17 protein-coding genes, 7 tRNA genes, 2 rRNA genes and 1 other annotated feature are annotated in these 22,369 nt (G+C 29.6%); of the genes, 23 read left to right on the top strand and 3 right to left on the bottom strand.

The window, feature by feature from the left end; genetic code table 11:
* From INR60_RS13670 to fsa, 10 genes are all read left to right on the top strand, one after another.
* A 23S ribosomal RNA gene (locus INR60_RS13670) occupies positions 1-126 on the top strand; the annotation flags it as partial.
* A 95-nt stretch (positions 127-221) separates the two neighbouring features.
* Positions 222-338: ribosomal RNA gene (rrf, locus tag INR60_RS13665) — 5S ribosomal RNA — on the top strand.
* A 6-nt stretch (positions 339-344) separates the two neighbouring features.
* Positions 345-421: transfer RNA gene (locus tag INR60_RS13660), tRNA-Ile, on the top strand.
* Positions 422-424: 3 nt separating this feature from the next.
* A tRNA-Ala gene (locus INR60_RS13655) sits at positions 425-500 on the top strand.
* Positions 501-623: 123 nt separating this feature from the next.
* Entirely contained in the window at positions 624-1,130 is a 507-nt protein-coding gene (locus INR60_RS13650) for an HD domain-containing protein (RefSeq protein WP_194192054.1), read from the top strand.
* An 11-nt stretch (positions 1,131-1,141) separates the two neighbouring features.
* A complete protein-coding gene (locus INR60_RS13645; protein ID WP_194192053.1) occupies positions 1,142-1,651 on the top strand; it encodes a transcription repressor NadR in 510 nt (169 codons plus the stop codon).
* A 19-nt stretch (positions 1,652-1,670) separates the two neighbouring features.
* Positions 1,671-3,071, top strand: coding sequence for an NAD(P)/FAD-dependent oxidoreductase (locus tag INR60_RS13640; RefSeq protein ID WP_194192052.1), 1,401 nt, complete (start codon positions 1,671-1,673; stop codon positions 3,069-3,071).
* A 15-nt stretch (positions 3,072-3,086) separates the two neighbouring features.
* Entirely contained in the window at positions 3,087-3,317 is a 231-nt protein-coding gene (locus INR60_RS13635) for a DUF1667 domain-containing protein (RefSeq protein ID WP_194192051.1), read from the top strand.
* A 75-nt stretch (positions 3,318-3,392) separates the two neighbouring features.
* Positions 3,393-3,596: a binding site (T-box leader), on the top strand.
* A gap of 57 nt (positions 3,597-3,653) precedes the next feature.
* Positions 3,654-4,928: a serine--tRNA ligase gene (gene serS / locus INR60_RS13630; RefSeq protein ID WP_194192050.1), complete on the top strand. Its 1,275-nt coding sequence runs from the start codon at positions 3,654-3,656 to the stop codon at positions 4,926-4,928.
* 127 nt (positions 4,929-5,055) lie between these two features.
* The gene (gene fsa, locus INR60_RS13625) at positions 5,056-5,700 is read left to right on the top strand and encodes a fructose-6-phosphate aldolase (RefSeq protein WP_194192049.1); all 645 of its coding nucleotides are present in this window, start codon (positions 5,056-5,058) and stop codon (positions 5,698-5,700) included.
* 71 nt (positions 5,701-5,771) lie between these two features.
* On the opposite strand, the gene INR60_RS13620 is transcribed toward fsa, so the two are convergent.
* Positions 5,772-6,578: a Cof-type HAD-IIB family hydrolase gene (locus INR60_RS13620; RefSeq protein WP_194192048.1), complete on the bottom strand. Its 807-nt coding sequence runs from the start codon at positions 6,576-6,578 to the stop codon at positions 5,772-5,774.
* A gap of 224 nt (positions 6,579-6,802) precedes the next feature.
* Between INR60_RS13620 and INR60_RS13615 the strand changes: the two genes are divergently transcribed.
* The 11 genes from INR60_RS13615 (at position 6,803) to INR60_RS13565 (ending at position 17,598) form a co-directional block, all read left to right on the top strand.
* Positions 6,803-6,893: transfer RNA gene (locus INR60_RS13615), tRNA-Ser, on the top strand.
* Between the two features lie 111 nt (positions 6,894-7,004).
* Positions 7,005-7,095: transfer RNA gene (locus INR60_RS13610), tRNA-Ser, on the top strand.
* Between the two features lie 33 nt (positions 7,096-7,128).
* Positions 7,129-7,219: transfer RNA gene (locus INR60_RS13605), tRNA-Ser, on the top strand.
* 126 nt (positions 7,220-7,345) lie between these two features.
* Complete coding sequence (locus INR60_RS13600) at positions 7,346-7,906, top strand: hypothetical protein (RefSeq protein ID WP_194192047.1); 561 nt, start codon at positions 7,346-7,348, stop codon at positions 7,904-7,906.
* A 101-nt stretch (positions 7,907-8,007) separates the two neighbouring features.
* Positions 8,008-8,098 (top strand) — tRNA-Ser (locus tag INR60_RS13595).
* 33 nt (positions 8,099-8,131) lie between these two features.
* Positions 8,132-8,222, top strand: a tRNA-Ser gene (locus INR60_RS13590).
* 110 nt (positions 8,223-8,332) lie between these two features.
* The gene (locus tag INR60_RS13585; RefSeq protein WP_194192046.1) at positions 8,333-8,674 is read left to right on the top strand and encodes a LiaF transmembrane domain-containing protein; all 342 of its coding nucleotides are present in this window, start codon (positions 8,333-8,335) and stop codon (positions 8,672-8,674) included.
* Between the two features lie 85 nt (positions 8,675-8,759).
* The gene (gene addB / locus INR60_RS13580) at positions 8,760-12,230 is read left to right on the top strand and encodes a helicase-exonuclease AddAB subunit AddB (RefSeq protein ID WP_194192045.1); all 3,471 of its coding nucleotides are present in this window, start codon (positions 8,760-8,762) and stop codon (positions 12,228-12,230) included.
* Entirely contained in the window at positions 12,211-15,909 is a 3,699-nt protein-coding gene (gene addA / locus INR60_RS13575; protein ID WP_194192044.1) for a helicase-exonuclease AddAB subunit AddA, read from the top strand. Before addB ends, addA begins: the two co-directional genes overlap by 20 nt.
* Positions 15,910-16,129: 220 nt before the next feature.
* Positions 16,130-17,131: a glycosyltransferase family 2 protein gene (locus INR60_RS13570; protein WP_194192043.1), complete on the top strand. Its 1,002-nt coding sequence runs from the start codon at positions 16,130-16,132 to the stop codon at positions 17,129-17,131.
* Complete coding sequence (locus INR60_RS13565) at positions 17,131-17,598, top strand: GtrA family protein (RefSeq protein ID WP_194192042.1); 468 nt, start codon at positions 17,131-17,133, stop codon at positions 17,596-17,598. The genes INR60_RS13570 and INR60_RS13565 overlap by 1 nt, the downstream gene beginning before the upstream one ends.
* A 13-nt stretch (positions 17,599-17,611) precedes the next feature.
* On the opposite strand, the gene INR60_RS13560 is transcribed toward INR60_RS13565, so the two are convergent.
* On the bottom strand, positions 17,612-18,958 hold the full coding sequence (locus tag INR60_RS13560; protein ID WP_194192041.1) for a CCA tRNA nucleotidyltransferase: 1,347 nt from the start codon (positions 18,956-18,958) through the stop codon (positions 17,612-17,614).
* Positions 18,959-19,017: 59 nt separating this feature from the next.
* Positions 19,018-20,181, bottom strand: coding sequence for a L,D-transpeptidase (locus tag INR60_RS13555; RefSeq protein ID WP_194192040.1), 1,164 nt, complete (start codon positions 20,179-20,181; stop codon positions 19,018-19,020).
* 147 nt (positions 20,182-20,328) lie between these two features.
* On the opposite strand from INR60_RS13555, the gene INR60_RS13550 reads away from it, so the two are divergent.
* Together INR60_RS13550 and INR60_RS13545 are read left to right on the top strand one after the other, a co-directional pair.
* Complete coding sequence (locus INR60_RS13550) at positions 20,329-21,117, top strand: DUF1189 family protein (RefSeq protein WP_194192039.1); 789 nt, start codon at positions 20,329-20,331, stop codon at positions 21,115-21,117.
* Positions 21,118-21,180: 63 nt separating this feature from the next.
* A complete protein-coding gene (locus INR60_RS13545) occupies positions 21,181-22,368 on the top strand; it encodes an exonuclease SbcCD subunit D (protein WP_194192038.1) in 1,188 nt (395 codons plus the stop codon).
* Position 22,369 lies beyond the last annotated feature (1 nt).

Here is a 22,369-nt window from a genome sequence, read left to right as displayed (position 1 = left end):
CAAGATTAGATTTCCCATAGCGTAAGCTAGTAAGACCCCTTGAAGAACACAAGGTTGATAGGTCAGGAGTGTAAGTGTGGCAACACATTCAGCTGACTGATACTAATAGGTCGAGGGCTTGACCAATTATTTGTTAACTAAAATTCATGTGCAATTTTAAGAGAATAATCTCTTAAAACTTAATAAACTAATTTCAAATGGATATTAGTTTTAACCAGCAATCTGGTGATGATGGCGTAGAGGAAACACTCCTTCCCATTCCGAACAGGAAAGTTAAGCTCTACAGCGCCGATGGTACTGCACGGGAGACTGTGTGGGAGAGTAGGACGTTGCCAGGTCAATTAGGATCTTTAGCTCAGCTGGTTAGAGCAACCGGCTCATAACCGGTAGGTCCGGGGTTCGAGTCCCTGAAGGTCCACCATTTGGGGGTATAGCTCAGTTGGGAGAGCACCTGCCTTGCACGCAGGGGGTCAGGAGTTCGAATCTCCTTACCTCCACCAAAGGTGAAAGAAGTCATGAATTTTAAATTCATGGCTTTTTTGTTTTCTAAAAAATTGATTAGATAAAAGCAAAATGGTATTATAAAGAGTAGGATAATAAATTTAATTCGAGGTAGATTAAATATGTTGTATAGAGTTAAACAGTTTATTTGGGATATAACTTCAAATGTTAAGCCTATAGACGGAGAACTAGTTGACAATTATTTAAACCAAAAAGAAATAGAAGTTTTTAATAAATTAAAGCATTCTGAGAAACATCATTCTATAAGAGTTTGTAATGATGCTTTAGATTTTGCTGAAAAAAATAATATAAAAATAAATAAATACAAATTAGGAAAAGCTGCACTACTTCATGATGTAGGTAAGGTTACTGGATCTGTTAATGTTATAGATAAATCTATATTGGTACTTTTAGATAAGTTCTCTAAAGGAGCTATAAGAAAATTTAGCAATATAAAAAAAATAGATTTATATTATAATCATCCTGTAAGAGGAGCAAATATTTTAAAAAATAGATTGAAGTACGATAATGAATTTCTAGATGTTGTTAAAAATCATCATTTAGAAATACCAAAGAACAATGAAAATAAATATCTAGAAATTATAAAGATATGTGATGATAGAAACTAAGGAGTTTTTTTATGGACGCTAAGAGTAGAAGAGATTTTATAATAAAGAAATTAATACAAAATAATAAACCTATAAAAGGTATTGATTTTGCAAAATATTTTGGAGTTACAAGACAAATAATAGTTAAGGATATAGCGTTACTAAGAGCAAAAGGAAACAATATATTAGCAACTCCAGACGGATATATTATTATGAATGAAGAAAGTAAGATAAAGTCCATAATAGCTGTAAATCATGATAATGATAAAATGAAAGACGAATTAGAATGTGTTATAAAATATGGCGGCACTATAGAAGATGTAATAGTAGAGCATCCTATATACGGAGAGATAAAAGGCATTTTAATGATTAAAAATCTAAATGATTTAAATAAGTTTATGAAAAAGAATGAAGAAAGCGGTGCAAAACCTTTATCTGAACTTACTGATGGAGTTCATTTACATACTATATCTACTTATAGCAAAGAAGATATGGAATGTATAAAGGAAGAATTAAAAAACAAAGGGTTTATGATTATATAATTTTTTAGGAGGTACTTTAATGGACTATGATGTTTTAATACTTGGCGGTGGTATTGTAGGATGCACAGTTGCGTATGAATTATCAAAATATAACTTAAATATAGCGGTAATTGAAAGAGACTATGATGTAGCAGATGATATAGCAGTTGCAAATACTGCAGTTGTTTATGATGGTTCAGAGACTTCTAATGCTGTTATGGCAGGTTTAGAGAATATTGGTATAGGATTAGTAAAAGAAGCTTGTGAAAAATTTAAAGTACCTTATAAGACTTTAGGATCTCTAAGACTTGCTAAGACCGATTTGGATATAGAAAAAATAAAAGATATGTATAGGACTGCTAGAAATAGAGGTATATTAGGAGTAGAAATTTTAGATAGAGAAGAGATACTAGAAATTGAACCCAATATAACAGATGATGTGAAGATGGCTTTATATTCAAAAAATACAGGAATAGTTTCGCCTTATGATTTAGCACTATCTTATGCTGAGATCGCTTTTGATAATGGAGTAAACTTTAGATTAGAAGAAGAAGTTAATAGTATTCAAAAGATAAATAAAGGATTCTTTGTTGAAACTAACAAAAACAAATTTAAATGTAGGTTTGTTATAAATACTATTCCAGATGAAATCTATGTTTACGATAGTAACAAAATAGAAGAAAAAGAAATTACATCTCAAAAAAATATGAATTATTTTTTAGTTGAAAATAAATTAGAGAAAAATACTAATACTATTGTTATAGAGGTTGTAGATGACAGATCATTTGTTATAAATACTCCTATGATAACAGGTGGTAATATGCTTGGTGTAAAAAACCCTAAGAGATTAAATATTCACGAAGGAATACATTACTGCAATAAAATATTACCAGAACTAAAAAAAGAAAATATCAGTGATATGATAAGAGAAGAATATAAAAGAGATGAAATATTTATAGATGATAGTGAATTAAAAGAAGGTTATATAAGAATAACAGGAAAGCACTACGGAAAACACACTATAGCGCCTGCTATAGCTGAAAATATAAGAGATACTATAGTGAATTTATTAAATTCTAGTTTGAAAAAAGATTTTGTAGATAAGAGAAGAGAATCTTATAGATTTAGAGAGCTAGATAAAGAAGAGATAAACGAACTTATAAGAGTAGATAAGAGATACGGAAATATTATTTGTGTTTGCAATAAAGTTAGTGAAGGCGAAATTGTAGACTGTATAAGAAGACCTTTAGGGGCTAGAACGATAGAAGGAATTAGAAAGAGAACAGGAGCTGGTTTTGGAAACTGTCACGGCTCTCATTGTATAAGAAAACTTATAAATATTTTAGCTAGAGAGATGGATAAAAAGCCTAGTGAAATAGTTAGAAGCTCTAAAAATTCAAAAATAGTTATCGGAAGAATTAAAGAATTTGATGAGGTTTAAAGGGGAATAATAATTATGGAGAATAAAGAGATTTTTACAAGTGTTGTTAGAATTAAGGGTGACCCAAACAACAAAGTTGTATCTGTTAAAAGTACAGAACCTGTAGATATAAGCATATGGAAAGAATTATCTAAAGTTATAGGTAGGATATACGTTTCAACGCCTATAAAGGTTGGAGATTTAATCTGTAAAAATATAATGAATACAGGTGTAGATATAGTTTGTACTAAAACTATAGAAATATAATAAATTTTTAAATACACTTAGTAAAATATTGACAAGGAACTTGTATATATAATATATTATATATATATTTTGATAAATAAACCGTTGAAGAGGCTAAGTAACATAGATTTGCTTTTAAGAGAGCTAGTGGGTGGTGAAAACTAGTAAGCAGTTTAATGTGAATCTACCTTCTGAGGGACTGTGAAATAAGCAGTACGGTGGGAATCGTTAAATCTTTTAAGAGGGTAAGGAGTAATTCTTACCAATTAGGGTGGCAACGCGGAGTCTTTCGTCCCTTTGTTTGGGGACACGAGGCTCTTTTTTTAATGTAAAAAAATAGTTATAGGAGGAATAGATATGTTAGATTTAAGAAGAATCAGAAACAATCCAGAAGATATTAAAGCTGCATTAACTAACAGAGGTGAAGACTTCAATGTAGCAGTAATTGATGAAGTTGTTAAATTAGACGAAGACAGAAGAAATATATTAGTTGAGGTTGAAGCTTTAAAAAGCAGAAGAAACCAAGTTTCATCTGAAATCCCAAAATTAAAAAAAGCTGGTGAAGATGTTTCAGCGATAATGGCTGAAATGAAAGAGCTTGGAAACGAAATAAAAGAACATGATACTAAACTTTCAGAAATAAATGAAAGAATAGAATATATCATGTTAAGAATTCCAAACATCCCAAACCCACAAGTTCCAGAAGGTGAAACTGATGAGGACAACGTTGAAATAAAGAGATGGGGAGATGTTAGAGTATTTGAAGGAGAACCAAAGGCTCACTGGGATATCGGTGCTGACTTAGGAATACTTGATGCTGAAAGAGGCGGAAAAGTAGCAGGTTCAAGATTCACTATGTATAAAGGGTTAGGTGCTAGACTTGAAAGAGCAGTATTAAACTACTTTATGGATAAACATGCTTTTGATCATGGATATGAAGAAATATTACCTCCATACATGGTTAACAGAAATAGTATGACAGGAACAGGACAATTACCTAAATTCGAAGAGGACGCTTTCAAAGTAGAAAATAACGGATTCTTCTTAATACCAACAGCAGAGGTTCCTGTTACTAATATGTATAGAGATGAAATTTTAAAAGGTGAAGAATTACCTATAAAACATTGTGCATATTCAGCTTGCTTTAGAGCAGAGGCTGGTTCAGCTGGAAGAGATACAAGAGGTCTTATAAGACAACACCAATTCAATAAAGTAGAGTTAGTTAAATTCACTAGACCAGAAGATTCATATGCTGAATTAGATAAATTAGTAAGAGATGCAGAGGAAGTATTAGAAGAATTAGGTTTACCATACAGAAAGGTTAGAATCTGTAAAGGTGACTTAGGATTCACAGCTGCATTAAAGTTTGATTTAGAGGTTTGGATGCCAAGTTACAACAGATATGTTGAAATATCAAGTTGTTCAAACTTTGAAGATTTCCAAGCTAGAAGAGCTAACATAAAATACAGAGATGGAAAAGATAAACCTCAATTCGTTCACACTTTAAATGGATCAGGATTAGCTGTAGGAAGAACTGTAGCTGCTATCTTAGAAAATTATCAAAATGAAGATGGAACAGTAACTGTACCAGACGCATTAAAGAGATATATGAACGTAGACATTATTAAATAATTTTTAGATGCCTTGATTATTTTATCAAGGCATCTTTTCTTTTTACACTTTGTTCACATGATATCGTTGTCATTAAAACGTATACAATGTATAATAAAAAAGTACTAAAGAATCAGGGGGAAAACAAATGAAGATATTTATAGACACAGCGAATGTAGAAGAAATAAGAAAAGCTAGCGAACTTGGAGTTCTTGCTGGTGCAACAACAAACCCTTCTTTAATAGCAAAAGAGGGAAGAGATTTAAAAGAGGTTATAGAAGAAATCTGCAGCATCGTAGATGGACCTATAAGCGCAGAAGTTATTAGTTTAGAAGCTGATAAGATGGTTGAAGAAGGAATAGCACTAGCTAAACTTCACAAAAACATCGTAATAAAAATTCCTATGTGTGAAGAGGGATTAAAAGCAGTTAGTAGACTTCATAAAGAAGGAATAAAAACTAACGTAACTTTAATATTCTCACCACTTCAAGCATTACTTGCAGCAAGAGCTGGTGCAAGCTTTGTTAGTCCATTCTTAGGAAGACTAGATGATATAGGAAATCCTGGACTAAAAGTAATAGAGGAAATAGCAGAAATGTTTGAAATACACGGAATAGATACTGAAATAATTTCAGCAAGTGTTAGAAATCCAATGCACGTTTTAGATGCTGCATTAGCAGGTTCACACATCGCAACTATTCCATATAACGTAATACTTCAAATGACAAAACATCCTTTAACAGACAAAGGAATAAGTCAATTCTTAGCTGATTACGAAAAATCACAAAAATAATTAAAAACACCTATAAATTTATATAAACTAATAAAAAGCTGTACTTGAATTTTCAAGTACAGCTTTTAGTTTTAAATAACAGTAGCTAAATATTTAGCTACTCCATCATCAATATTACTTTCAATAACTCCGCTTGCTATATCTTTAAGTTCAATAACTGCATTATCTACAGCTAGTCCCTCATCAGCTAAATCAAACATTGGTAAATCATTTAAGTTATCACCAAAGGCAACTAATTTTTCAAAATTGTTATCGTCCATTATTAGCTTAATTGAATTAGCTTTTGATGATTTGTTACTATATATTTCAAGGTTATATATATCGGCATTATATACGTCCTTATATAAAACACAATAAAGATCAGATATATTTTTAAGGTTTTCATATACTTCTAAAACAGATTCTTTTTTATCTCTTATAAAGAAATAAAGAACTTCATCGAAGTTTGGAACTTGTCCTTTTACAAAAGTTTTGTAAGGGCTTCCAATTCTTGATTTAATAAACTCATCTTGAAACTCATTACTCTTTTCATAATAAGCATAGATATGATTATTTGAAAGTGTATAAGTAAAGAAAGCTACATCACAAGCGTCTATAACATTTGTAATTTCTTTTGCTAAATTGTTTTGTATATAATTTTGATTTAAATATTGATCTTTATTTATATCATACATTGCAGCGCCATTCATAACTACTATAGGAAGTTTTAAATTTAAACCTTCTAATATAGGTATAACAGTAGCTGGAGTTCTAGCAGTAGCTATTGAAAAGTTAACATCTGAGTTTAAAACTTTGTTTAATGTTTCTTTTGAATATTCAGATAGCAATGCTTTTTCATTAAGTAATGTACCATCTAAATCTGAAATGTATAAATTCATAATTAGCCTCCTAAATTTTGAGTGTACATCTATCATATAACATATAGAAGAAAATTTAAATGTTTTTTTGTAAATGTTTTAAGTTTTGTAATACCTAGATATAATAAGGGTTTGAGTACATATTAATTAATTATATATTCACTAAAATAAGAAAAAAATAAAAAAAGTTTATTTATATGCTTGACATAATGTTTTATGCTTGATATAATAACTTCTGTAATCGAGGAGAGATGGTCGAGTTGGTTTAAGGCACCGGTCTTGAAAACCGGCGTACCTTTGCGGGTACCCAGGGTTCGAATCCCTGTCTCTCCGCCAGATTTAAAAGCTGTTCAGTAGAACAGCTTTTTTGTTTATCAAAATTTAAAGAGAAGGGTCTTTTTATTGACAATTAAATTTTAGCTTGATATAATAACTTTTGTAATATGAGGAGAGATGGTCGAGTTGGTTTAAGGCACCGGTCTTGAAAACCGGCGTACCTTTGCGGGTACCCAGGGTTCGAATCCCTGTCTCTCCGCCATTTTTATATTTACTTACAAAATGTAAGGCACATGGAGAATTACTCAAGTGGCTGAAGAGGCGCCCCTGCTAAGGGCGTAGGTCGGGCAACTGGCGCCCGGGTTCAAATCCCGGATTCTCCGCCAAAAAACACCTAACTATAGTTAGGTGTTTTTTTATTATAATTTTATAAGTAAAAAATATATAAACAGTATACTTTTTATAATTATTTTTTCGAGTATATAATTATAAATAATAAAGGGGGGAGAATTTTGAGAAAAATTTTTATATCATGCATAAGCATTATTATGCTATCAGCTTTAATATTAACAGGATGTGGTGATAAGGATTTATCAATTAAAAGGTTATTTGATGATCTAAAGACAGGTAATATAGAAGATGCTAGAAGTCTTATAGTAAGCCCTAATATGGAAAGTATATTTGGCAATGTAAAATTAGACCTAGTAAAATCAGATTTAGGGAAAGAATATTACAGTCATATATCATTTGATATGTCTGATGTTAATATAAAAGATGATACAGCATCAGCTACAGTAAAATTTACTTATCCAGACATGGAAAAGGAAGTAGATAAAGCTAGTAAAGAAGTATCTAAGGGTAAAAATCCAAAAGATATAAAAGATTTTAATAAATTAGTTATTTCAAAAGTAACTGATAATTTAAAATCAGGTAATTTTGATAAAAAAGAAAGCAATTTAGAAATGAACTTTGAAAAAGGAATAAACGAGTGGCTAATAAAAGATAATAATGAGTTAAATAATATTATTTTTGACGAGTTGAATTTAGTTAGTGAGTCATTGATTCCAGATTAATAATAAAAAGACAAGTATATATATCAAAAAATAAGTAAAATTTCAAAAAAACTGTTGACAGTAAAGAATTACATTGATATAATCATACTTGTCTTTGATACGGAGAGATGGTCGAGTTGGTTTAAGGCACCGGTCTTGAAAACCGGCGTACCTTTGCGGGTACCCAGGGTTCGAATCCCTGTCTCTCCGCCATTTAAATATTTTAATTTAAAATGTAAGGCACATGGAGAATTACTCAAGTGGCTGAAGAGGCGCCCCTGCTAAGGGCGTAGGTCGGGCAACTGGCGCCCGGGTTCAAATCCCGGATTCTCCGCCAGAAACATCTAACTTAAGTTAGATGTTTTTTTTATATAAATAATTAAAATATAGTAAGTGGTTTAAAATATAGAAGTGTACTATAATTAAAAATAAAGGAGCTGAAGTTTTATGAAAGAAAAATTAATTGATATATTTATGGGTATTGCAATAGTTGTAATAGGATTAGCTTTCTTAGGTGAAGCATTAGGTTTTTGGGATGTATCATTATTTGATGGTTGGTGGACATTATTTTTAATAATACCAGCAGCTATAAATATATTTAAAAATGGATTTAAAATATTAAACTCAGTTACACTTTTTATAGGTGTTTCACTTTTATTAAGAGCACAAGGAATATTTAGAAATGTAAATTCAGGATTATTACTATTTAGTGTATTACTTATAATAATTGGAGTAGATAAAATTTCAGATATTATAAAGGGAAAAAATAAAAATAATAGAATAAATTAATATATAGCCTACTCAAGATAATAGAGATTGAGTAGGCTTTATTTTTGATATAATTATAATAAATAAAAGTATAGGAGATAAATTTATGGGAATTAGATTTATTTATGGTAGAGCAGGTTCAGGTAAGACTAGGTTCTGCTTAGATAGTATAACTAAAAAGATTAATAATGAAAAACAAAATAGATTAATAATGATAGTTCCAGAACAATATACCTTTCAAACAGAAAAAGATCTACTTGCTTTAGCTGGGGAAAAGGCTTTATTAAGAGCGGAGGTTTTAAGCTTTAAGAGAATGGCGCATAGAGTTTTTGAGGATGTTTCTGGAAGGGTTCACAAAACAATGAAAGATGAAGGTAAGAGTATGCTTATCTATAAAATACTAGAAGAAAAAGGAGAAGACTTAGAGTATTTTAATAAGATTTCAAAAAAACAAGGTTTTATAGGGATAGTATCAAAAACTTTAACTGAGTTTAAGAAATATAATATTTCCAAGGAAATTTTGATAGAAGGTGCAGAAAAAACAGAGGATACGGAATTAAAAGAAAAACTTATAGATTTATCAGAGCTATTTGATGATTATAATGAGAAAATAAAAGATAATTTTATAGATAGTGATGATGAACTTACTATATTGGCTAAAAAATTAAAATATTCAAAGCTTTATGAAGGCGCTGAGATTTGGATAGATGAATTTACAACATTTACGCCTCAGCAGATGGAAGTTATAAAAGAACTTGCAAGTGTATCAGATAAGATAAACATAACTTTATGTATGGATAGAAATTCTGTTAATAAAGATGAAGTTACAGATATATTTAATGCAATAAGTACAACTGAAAAAAGAATAGTTAAAATGATGGAGGAAAATAATATAGGTTATTTAGAGCCTATTGATATAAACAAAGGAACCCCTTATAGATTTAGAGATTCTAAAGAACTTTCTCATATAGAAAAACATTTCTTTTCATATCCTTTTAAAATATATAAAGGAGTAAATGATTCTCTAAGACTTTATAAAGCTAATAATAGCTATGATGAAATAGATATGGTAGCTAGGGATATAGTTAGGCTAGTAAGAGATAGAGGTTATAGATATAGAGATATCTCTGTAGTTTGTAGAAATATAGACTTATATGAAAAGGTGGCATCTGTAATATTTAATCAATATGATATTCCATATTTTTTAGATAAAAAGATAGAGGTATTAAGTAACCCATTAGTTATATTAATAATGTCAGCTTTTGAAATATACATTCAAAACTGGTCTTATGAAAGTGTATTTAAATATCTAAAGAGCGGACTTATCAAAATAGATAGAGATTATGTAGATAAATTAGAAAACTACGTTTTAGCTCACGGAACAAAGGGAAATAGGTGGAAAAGTAAAGAAGTAAACTCAGGGTTTTGGGATTCAGAAGATATTTACGAAAATCCTGATGAATTAGAAATAAAAGAAATTATGGAAGATGTAAGAGAACCTTTATTAAAGTTCCACAAAGAAATAAAAGGAGAGAAAACTGTTAGAGAGATATGCGTTTCTATATATGAGTTTTTAGTGGATTTAGATGTATTTAGTACAGTAGATTTATTTATAGAAAAATTCACAAAAGAGGGGTTAGAAAGCAAGGTTAAAGAGTACGAGCAAGTTCCGTCTATTGTTATGGAAGTTTTAGACCAGGCTGTAGAAGTACTCGGAAAAGATAAAATAACAGTTTATGATTTTTATAAGGTTTTAAACACTGGTTTTGAAAATAAGGAGATTGGAGTAATTCCAGTAGCTTTAGACCAAGTCAATATAGGAGACATAGCAAGGATTAAAGGAAGAGACGTTAGAGCTTTATATATAATAGGTGTTAATGATGGAGTATTACCTTCAGCGAGTAAAGACGAAGGTATACTTTCAGATTTAGATAGAGACAACTTAAAGGAAATAGGGATAGATTTAGCTCAAACCACAAAATCAAGAGCTTTTGAAGAACAATTTATGGTATATACAGCACTTACTATAGCTAGTAGATATATGATGATAACTTATCCTATGGCTGATTTTGAAGGTAAGTCTTTAAGACCTTCTATAATAATTCCTAGATTAAAAAGAGTTATAAAAAATCTTAAAGAAGAAAGCGAAATTTTTAACTACGCAGAAGAAAATGATAAGTTCGATAAGGTAACAACTAAAATACCTACATTTAATGAACTTATACTAGCACTTAGAAGGCAATGCGATAGAGAAGATATAGATAATTACTGGAACGAAGTTTACGCTTGGTTTTCTAAGGAAGATGACTATAAAGAAAAGATAGATTTAATAGTAGATGGAGCTTATTACACTAATTTAGGAGATAAGATAAATAAATCTAAGATAAGATCATTATATGAAAATGAGTACGGAAATTTAAGGTTTGATGTATCTAGATTAGAAAAGTATGCTCAGTGTCCTTTTTCATATTTTGTAAAGTATGGATTAAAGGCAAAGGATAGAAAGATATATGAGTTTTCATCACCAGACCTTGGATCTTTTATGCATGAGATATTAGATAAATTTACTAAAAAAATAAAAGATGAAAATATTTCTTGGTCTGATTTAAATAAAGAAAAGTGCAAATCAATAGTCGACCATTTGATAAATACTAAATTAAACGAAGAGAGCAATTCTATATTAAACAGTACTAAGAGATATAAATACTTCACTGATAGATTTAAAAGAGTAATAACAAGGTCTGTAACTGTTATTTCAGAGCAGATGAAAAGAGGAGAGTTTGAAGTATTTAAAAATGAATTTGCTTTTGGAACTAGCGATGGATTAGAACCTATAAAACTTGATTTACCATCAGGAGATAGGGTAAGCCTTACAGGAAGGATAGATAGAATAGATAAACTAGATATGGATGGTGAAACGTATCTTAGAGTAATAGATTATAAATCAGGGTCTAAGGAATTTGATTTAAATGAGTTATATTACGGACTTCAAATGCAACTATTAGTTTATTTAGATGCGCTAATAAAAGATTCAGAGCATTTTTTAAAAACTGGGGCTGTTCCTGGGGCTATACTTTACTTTAAGATAGACGACCCAATAATTAAAAGTAAAGATGATATGGATATAGAAGAGGTGGAAAAAGAAATACTTAAAAAGCTTAAGATGAATGGTCTTTTATTAAAAGATGCAAAGCTTGTAAGGGCTATGGATAGGAGCATGGATACAGTTTCTCTTATAATTCCAGCTGCATTTAAAAAAGATGGAGATTTTAGTAGCAGAGGTTCATCAGTTGCAACAGAGGAGCAGTTTGACCTTTTAAGAAAATATGTAAATGAAAAAATGGTAGAGCTTTGTGAAGATATGTTAAGCGGCAAGATAAAAATAGAACCTACAAAGACTCCTAAAATGGCATATTGTGAATACTGCGATTATTCTTCTATATGTCAATTTGACACTAGTATAAAAGATAATAAATACAAAATAGTACTTAAAAAGAGTGATGATGATTTGTGGAATAAGATAGATGAAAAGGTTAATGGAAAGGAGGAGCTTTTAGGTGGGGACAAAGTGGACTAAAGAACAACAATTAGCTATAGATACTAGAAGGTGCAATTTATTAGTAGCGGCAGCTGCAGGGTCTGGAAAGACAGCGGTATTAGTTGAAAGAATCATAAAGATAGTAACTAATGAAGAAAACCCTGTTGATATAGATAGATTATTAGTAGTTACATTTACAAGTGCTGCAGCTTCAGAGATGAGAGAGAGGATAGCAGCGGCTATAACAAAGGCACTAGAAGAAAACCCAAGCTCAACTGTATTACAAAAGCAATTAACGCTTTTAAGTAGGGCAAACATAACTACTATGCATTCGTTTTGCTTAGATGTTATAAAAAATAATTTTCATACTATAGATTTAGACCCAGCATTTAGGATAGGTGATGAAACAGAAGGAGTTTTACTTAAAAATGAAATTATAGATGAACTCTTTGAAGAACTTTACGAAATTGAAGATAAGGAATTTTTAGATTTAGTTGAGGCTTATTCTAGCAGTCGTGATGATTTGAGATTAAAAGAAATAGTTTTAGACTTATTTAAATTCTCTATGAGCGGTCCTTGGCCTGAAAAATGGCTTTATGATAAAGCAGAAGAGTTTAATTTAAATTCTATAGAAGATTTAGATAAAACAGATTGGCTTAAGGTAATTTCAGAAAATACAGCTATAGAAATAGATAGTTATATAAATACTTATATGAAATGTATAGAGATTATTAATTCGGTAGAGGGGTTAGATCCGTATCTTCCAAGCTTTAATGATGAATTAACTGGATTAGTTAATTTAAGAGGAAATATAGAAAATGGTTTAAGAAGTATAAATGAGAGCTTATTAAGAGTTACATTTGGAAGATTAAAAACAGTTAAAAAAACAGCTGTAGGGGATGAAAGTTCTTTAGAGTTTGTTAAAAAATCTAGGGATGGAATAAAGAAAAAGATAGAAGAACTAAAAAAGACTTTTTCTATGAAGCCAGAAGAGGTTTTAAATGGAATTAAAATTTGCTATCCATTTATGAAAAAACTAGCTTGGTTAACTTTAGAATTTAGTAAAAGGTTTAGTGAAAAGAAAAAAGAAAAAAACATATTAGATTTTAATGATTTAGAACATTTATGCTTAAAAATCCTTATAGAAGATAGAAACGAAAATGAAGTAATACCATCAAATGTAGCTATTAAATTTAGAGAGTATTTTGATGAGGTTTTAGTAGATGAATACCAAGATTCTAATAACGTTCAAGAGGCTATAATAGATTTAGTTTCAAGAAAGCATTTAGATAATCCAAATGTATTTATGGTTGGAGACATAAAACAAAGTATCTATAAGTTTAGGCAAGCTAAGCCAGAGCTATTTTTAAGAAAATATAACTCTTATAAAAGAGAAGAAGGTTTTAATGATAGGGTTATACAGCTTTATAAGAACTTTAGAAGTAGGGAAGAAGTTATAAATGGGTGCAACTTTATATTTAAGCAAACTATGTCTTTAAGTGTTGGGGATTTAGAATACACTGACGAGGAAGCTTTAAATTTAGGAGCAAGTTTTAAAGAAGCAGAAAGAGATACTACTGTTGGAGGGCCTTTAGAACTTCATATATTAGATAAAAATGATACAGGTTCTTTTGATGATGAGGAAGATGATATAGACTCTATAAATCTAGAGGCTAGGGTAGTAGCTAAAAGAATAAAAGAGCTTATGAATAATTCAGGAGATGAAAAGTTTAGAGTAGTAGACAAAGAAACTGGAGAGTACAGACCTCTTAAATATAAAGATATAGTAATACTTTTAAGAGCTACTAAAAACTTCTCAGATGTTTTTGTTGATGAATTAGGCTTAGAAGGGATCCCAGTTTACGCAGATACAGGCTCAGGATATTTTGAATCTATAGAAATAAGAACTATAATGTCTCTTCTTAAAATTATAGATAACCCAAGGCAAGATGTTCCTATAATAGCTACTCTAAGGTCGCCTATTGTAGGGTTTAATTCAGAGGAACTTGCAGATATAAGGATGATAGATAAAAGTAAGTATTTTTATGAAAATATTTTATCTATTGCAAATGGTGAAGCTTCTGTATCTAGTAAATTATTAAAGGGATGCCAAAAGTTTATTTCTAATCTTGAACTTTGGAGAGATAAGGCGATTTATATGCCTATAGATGAATTTATTTGGTATTTATATATGACTACTGGATATTTCGGTTATGTAGGTGCTATGCCAAACGGAGTTTTAAGGCAGGCAAACTTAAAAATATTATTCCAAAGAGCTAAGCAATACGAATCTACAAGCTTTAAAGGACTATTTAATTTTATAAACTTTATAAATAAGCTTAGAAAATCGTCAGGAGATATGGGAAGTGCTAAGATACTTGGAGAAAATGAAGACGTAGTTAGAATAATGAGTATCCACAAAAGTAAGGGCTTAGAATTTCCTGTAGTTTTTGTAGCTGGTAGCGGAAAACAATTTAATCTTATGGATTTAAATAATCCTGTTTTATATCATGATGATTTAGGGTTTGGACCAGATTGTATAGATTTAGAAAAAAGATTAAGTTATCCGACTATTGCTAAAGAAGCTATAAAGAAAAAGGTTAGACTTGAAACTCTATCAGAGGAAATGAGAATACTTTATGTTGCTTTTACTAGAGCAAAAGAGAAACTTATAATAGTTGGATCAGCTAGGGATATAGATAAAACTGTGGAAAAGTGGTATAGTGCAGCTAATATTTTAGATAGTAGGGTATCAGAGTCAGAAGTGCTTAAAGGCAAATCATATCTAGATTGGCTTGGAATGGCCCTTTGCAAGCATAAAGACGGAGAAGTTTTAAGAAATAAAATAGGAGTTTCTTTAGGAGCTATAGTTGTTGATAACTCGATGTGGAAAGTTAAGCTGTGGGAAAAATCAGAGCTATCTGTGGAAAAAACTTTAGAGGATGTGGACGAAATTGCAATAGACAATACCTTTATAAGATGCCCAAGTACAGATATAAGTGAAGAAATTAACCATAGGTTAGGATATAAATACCCTTTTAGTGAAATAACTACTATTAAGAGTAACTATTCAGTTTCAGATTTAAAGAAAGCAAACGTAGATAAGATTGAAGACTACGAAGGTGAAAGCCTTTATAAAGAAAAGCTTACTGTAAAGCCAAACTTTATGAAAGAAGAAAAGGGTCTATCAGGTGCTGAAAAAGGTACGGCAGTTCACTTTGTTATGCAAAAAATAGATTACGATAGAATAGAAAATATAAACAGCATAAAAGAGCAACTAGAAGAGATGTATGATAGCGAACTTATAAGCAAAGAAGAATTAGAAGCTGTTAACCCTTTTAAGATACAAAAATTCTTTAAAAGTGATATAGGAAAAAGGCTTTTAGAAGCTTTTAAAAATAATAAAATGATTCATAGAGAATTGCCTTTCTTTACAGAAATATCAGTAAAAGAATTAAATAATGATATTTCAGATAACTTAAAAGAGGAAAAGGTAAGACTTCAAGGAGTTATAGATTTATTTTTTGAAGAGGATAATGAGATTGTTTTAGTTGACTACAAAACAGATTACGTTAAAGATAACGTAAAAGAAGAGATGGAGAAAAAATATAAGATTCAATTAAATTATTACAAAGAAGCTTTAGAAAAAATAACAGGAAAGAAAGTAAAAGCAAGTTACCTTTACTTATTTTATTTAGAAAAAGAGATAGAAATATAAATAAAAAAGAGATGAGCTAAAAATTTTAGCTCATTTCTCTAATAACTCAAATGATAAAAGGCTAATTTCTTAATAAAATATGAGTAATTAAAGTGACGTATTGATGTTAAAATCTATTGTGATATAATGTTATAGACATTTAAATTTATGTAATATTTTAGAAAAATTTAGAAAGAACTAAATTAAAATAATACACGTTTATTTCGAAAGGAAAGTTAAAATGAAAAAATTATCTATAATTATACCTATGTATAATGAAGAAGAATCGTTGCCACATCTTTATAAAAGATTAGATAAACTAGGGGAAAGTATTCCAAACTACGAATTAGAGTTCTTATTTGTTAACGATGGAAGTAAGGATAGTTCTTTGGACATAGTAAAAGCCTATAGAAAAACTGATAACAGAGTATGTTACTTAAATCTTTCTAGAAACTACGGAAAAGAAGTTGCTATGGGAGCAGCTTTTGATTACGTTACAGGAGATGCAGTAGCAATAATAGATGCAGATTTACAAGATCCGCCTGAACTTATAATAGATATGCTTAAATATTATGAAGAAGGTTATGATGATGTATTTGCAAAAAGAAGAAGCAGAGACGGCGAAACGTGGCTAAAGAAGTGGACTTCAAAGAAGTTTTATAAAATTCTACAATCTGTATCAAAGGTACCAATTCAAACAGATACAGGAGATTTTAGACTTTTAAGCAGAAGAGCAATAGAAGCACTTAGAGCATTCCCAGAAAAACAAAGATACACTAAAGGGATGTTTAGTTTAATAGGGTTTAAGAAAAAGGATATAGAGTTTGACAGAGACCCAAGAGTTGCAGGTGAAACTAAATGGAATTACTTTAAATTAATAGATTTAGCTATAGAAGGTATAACTTCATTTACAACTGCACCACTTAGATTATCAACTATCATAGGAACTATAACAGCATTTTGTGCCTTTGTTTATATGATTTATACAGTAGTTAAAACTATAGTTACAGGTGTTGATGTGCCAGGTTATTCAAGTCTTATATGCGTAATGTTATTTATCGGTGGAATTCAACTTATATTCTTAGGAATAATAGGGGAATACTTAGGTAGAATATTCACAGAAGTTAAGAGAAGACCTCTATACTTTATTGATGAATACTCAGGAGTTGATAACACTAAAGCACCTATCACGAACGAAATAACTAAAAACTGTGATACTAAAATAGAGAGGGACTTTGAATAATGGAAAAGGGTTCAACTAAAGTAGAAGAATCAAAAAAAGTAGCTAAGTTTGCTATAGTAGGCGTTTTAAATACGCTTATAAGTTGGGTATTATTTATAGTTTTAAATTGGCTTGGAGTATATTACTTAGCAGCAAATATAATTGCAAACAGTATAGCTGTTGTTCATAGTTATTTATGGAACTCTATTTGGGTATTTAAATACAAAGGTTCAGCTAAAGCTAAGCTTAAAGCATCTATAAAATTTATTCTTTTAAATGTTGTAGGAATAGGCATAAATGCTTTAATAATGTATGTAGCTGTTGACTTCTTTAATCTAAATAAGCTTATTGCTATGGTTGTAGCTACAGGATTTGTTATGGTATTAAATTATGTAGTTAATAGACTTTGGGTTTTCAAAGAAGAAGTAGAAGAAGTTAAAGAAGAACTTGATGAAGTAAAAGAAGAATTAGATGAATTAAAACATTAAAAAAACCTTAGGATTAATTTCCTAAGGTTTTTATATATTTAGTAGCATTTTCTAAAAGAATAGGATATGAATTTAAAGAAGGGTCATCGATTACTAAACTTAAAAGATGATTTAAGATTTCTCCTATTACTTTAGATGGCTTAATATTTAATTCTTTAATTAATGCGACACCATCTATATCTAAATCCTTTATAGAAATAGGTTCTTTTAAATTTATTATCTCTATGGCTTTTTCTTTCATAGCATAAAATTTAGCTAATGGTTCTTTATTTATAGCTAAAGATTTTATATCTGCTTCTTGAAGAGAGAAGAGGTTATAAATATCATCTAAAGAAACTCTTCCGATAAGTCTTTTTATAGCGCCTTTAGTAGGTGGGTCTAAAACATTCATATGTTCTCTAACTAATTTTGAGACTCTATCTATAGTCTTGTTATCAAACTTTAAGCGTCTTAAAGCTTTTTTAGTTATTTTTTCTCCTACTGTGTTATGACCATAGAATCTACCTTTGTTGTTTTCATCAAAGAAGAAAGAATCAGGCTTACCTATATCGTGAAATAATGCAGAAAACCTAACTATTAAATCATTTGGAGTATTTTCTACAACTGATAGTATGTGTGAAAAGACGTCTTCATTATGATAAGGGTTGTGCTGATTAAAACCTACAGATGGAACTATTTCAGGAAGTATATACTCTAAAAGATTAAGTTCTTTTAGAAGATTCAATCCTTTTTTAGGGTTTTTTGAAATAAGAATTTTAGTTAATTCATCTCTAATACGTTCAGCGCTTATATTTTCTAAAAGTTCTTTATTTTTTTCTATAGATTTTAAAGTCTCATCTTCTATAGAAAAATCTAATTGAGATGAAAATCTAATTGCGCGAAGCATCCTTAAAGCATCTTCTTTAAATCTTTTATCTGGATCGCCACAAGATCTTATAAGTTTTTTATTTAAATCTTCTTTTCCGTTGAAATAATCTATAAGACCTATCTTTTTATTGTAAGCAAAAGCATTTATAGTAAAATCTCTTCTAGATAAATCATCTCTTATATCAGTTACAAATTGAACACTATCTGGCCTTCTATTATCTTTGTAGTCACCATCTTTTCTGTAAGTTGTAACTTCAAAGGGATCAGAGCCTAGTAAAACTGTAACTGTTCCGTGTTTAAGACCTGTTGGTATAGTTTTATTAAAAAGACTTATAGTATCGTTTGGCAGGGCAGAAGTTGCTATATCGTAGTCTTTTGGAGTTTTTAAAAGAAGGGCATCACGAATGCACCCTCCAACCATAAAGGCTTCAAAACCATTTTTATAAAACTCATCTATTATAAATTGAACATTTTCTGGAATAAAGATATTCATATAATTCCTCCTAAAAAATAACCTTATCTTTTATTATAAAAGATAAGGTTATTATAACACTAATTAATTATTACCTTTGTTCCTTTTGGAATGTTATCAAATATCCATTTAGCGTCATCTAAATTTAATCTAATACAACCGTGAGAAGCTGGTGTTCCTAAAGTATAATCTACTACTGTTTTAGCATCCTTTCCGTAAGGAAGAGAGTGGAATAAATAATCGCCTTTAAATTGAGTATAGTATTTTCCACCTTGACCGTACTTTTCAGAGAAGAACCAATTTCCTTTTTCACGAATATCAAATACACCACTAGGTGTTTCTCTTCCTTTTATCCCTGTAGAACAAGGCATTTCTTTTTCTAAGCTCCAATCATTTACCTTACCGTTATAGATATAAGTCTTTTGAGAGGGTTGGTCTACAAATATAAGGTATGGAGTAAGGCTTTCAACCCAAAGTGAGTTTATATTTGAAGCGTTAAGGCTAGTTACTATATTAGATGTTTGAGCTGAAGGTTCTTTTTTAGTTGTAGTGTTTAGATATTCATCTTTTTGTTTTTTAAGTTCATCTATCTTGTTTAAGACATCTTTATTATTTTTTAAGACGTCTAAATTATTTTCTAAAAGGGTTATTGCCTTAGTATAATAATCATTTTTTGAAAGGTTTGAAGCTTCTTTTAAGATTGATTCTTTTAAAGAGCTCATACTTTTATCTATATAATTAGTTGAAGTAGAGTAAGATAAATCATCTTTAGGTATAGAACTTAAAGTTTCTATAGCTTCTTTAAAGTTACCTTTTTCAAATTCAGATATGCCCTTAGTTAAAATAGAATTATCACTAATATTATTAGAGATTACAGATAAAGTATCAGTAACTTCTGTTTTAGCTAAATTATATTTATTAATTTCGTTTGCTATTATAAAAGCATTATCAGAATCTAAAGTCTTAGCTTCAAGACCTTTATTTACTTCTTCTAATTTTTCTCTAAAATAATTTGATAAGTTATTTTCAAGGAGTATCTCTTTGAAAATATTAAAGTTACAGTTTTCAGATAAATAATTACTAGCTGTGTTAAATTTATTATCATTAAAATAACTTTTATACTCTGTTAAAAATGACTTATACTTAAAACCTTGAAGTGATAATATTATTAATATTGTAGCAATAGTTAATAATAATGCCGTAAGGGATTTTTTATATTTAACTTTTATATCTTTAAATTTCATAAACTCGCCTCCTAAACGTGATATATTAGAATTATTGACAAGTAAAAAATCTTTTAAACAAGCAAATATAAAATTTATAATGTTTAACTAATATGATAAGATATATATGTAAAATATGCAAAATAAGATAATTAAAGGAGAAGAGAAGTGAAGAGGGATAACTTTTTTATAAAACTTAAAAACAATCTGTACAACTTAAAAACATTTCCTAAATACGTAAAAGAAGGTTTCGGTCGTGCAGTTTTATATGGATTTATATTATTTTTAATAGTAAGTGCTATTCAAGGAGTATACATAGGATACAAGGTAAATGAAGCTACTAGTAAAACAATAACTGAATTAGAATCATCAAAAAATGAGTTTAGTATTAAAGATGGAGTTTTAAACTTAAGTGAAGCACCAATAAAGGTTGAAGAAGCTGGAGCATTAGTTTATGCAGATAATAAAATAGATTTAAATAATGCATCAGAAGTAAAAAATCAATATCCTAGTAAAGGTGCTTATGTTTTAATACTTAAAGATGGACTAGAAATAGAAGGCGGGGGAATGAATCAGACTTTTAAATATACAGATTTATTTCCAAACGGTTTAACTAAACAAAACATAATAGACCAAGTAAAATATACAAGTAAGATTATGATTCCGGTAGCTATTATCATGTTCTCAGTATTTAACCTTATAAATACTATTTTAGATATATTAATAGTAACAGCTATAGGTGTGTTTATAAGTATGGCATTAAGAATAAGAACTAAATTTAAAGATATGGCATCTTTAACTATATATGCGATGACACCTATATATATATTAGTTACTCCAATTAATATGTTATATAGCACATCATATTCAGATTTACCTCTTATGTTAGGAACAATAGTATTTATATTCTTTATTTTAAGAGATATAAAATCAGATTTAGTGAAGAGAAATAATTAATATAGTAAAATATAAAGGTAGAGTTTAATCTCTACCTTATTTTAATTTTTAGGGAGGGTATTTATGAAAATAATTCATACTAGTGATTGGCATATCGGAAAGATTGTAAATGAGATGTCTATGATAGAAGATCAAAAGATAATATTAAATAAATTATTAGAGTTAACTAAAAAAGAAAAACCTGATGTTTTAATAATAGCAGGAGATTTATATGATAGATCAGTACCTCCAGTTGAAGCAGTTAGTCTTTTAGACGAAGTTTTAAGTAAACTAACAGTAGATTTAGGAATAAAAGTAATAGCTATATCAGGTAATCACGATAGTGGTGAAAGGTTAAGCTTTAGTAATAAACTTTTAGAAAAGCAAGGATTATATATTGCAGGTGAGTATGAAACTTTATATAAAAAGGTAACATTAAATGATGAATTTGGAGAGGTTAACTTTTATTTAGTTCCATATAAAGACCCAGCTATAGTTAGAAAGATATTAGAAGATAAAGAGATAAGAAACCATAACGATTCTATGAAAGCTACACTAGATATTATAAATAAAGATTTAGATAAAACTAAACGAAACATACTTGTAGGGCACGGATATGTAACTATGAGTAGTAGAGAAGATGATATAACAAGCTATGAAGAAGCTAATATAGAAGTATCAGATTCAGAAAGGCCCTTAGCTATAGGTGGAACTGATATTATTGATGGGAAAATATTTGAAGATTTTGATTATGTAGCACTTGGTCATCTTCATGGAAGACAAAAAATAGGAAGAGATACTATGAGATATTCAGGCTCACTTCTTAAATATTCTTTTTCAGAAGTAAATCAAAAAAAGGGAGTAGTTGTACTTTCTATAGGTGAAAATAGAGAAATGGAAATAGATTTTAAAGAGCTTAAACCTATAAGGGATTTAAGAAATATTAAGGGTGATTTAGATAGCATTATAGAAGAGGGCAGAGAATTAAAAGACGGAAGAGATGATTATATTCAAGCTATATTAACTGACGAAGGTGAACTTATAGACCCTATGAATAAAATAAGGGCAGTTTACAAAAACACTATGATAATAACTAGAGATAGTAAAAAAGATAACTTTAATTTAGAATCTGCTAAAGAAGGTTTTAGAGTAAAATCAGAATCTGAACTTTTTAAAGAGTTTTATGAAAAGAACGGTGATAGCGAGTACGATGATGTTAAGGAAGCTATCATAAAGGAAGTTATAAATGAAGTATTAAAAGAGGAGGTGTAAG

This window comes from Clostridium chrysemydis, from assembly GCF_015234215.1.
GTDB lineage: Bacteria > Bacillota > Clostridia > Clostridiales > Clostridiaceae > Clostridium > Clostridium chrysemydis.
This window is presented reverse-complemented; position numbering and strand designations above follow the sequence as displayed.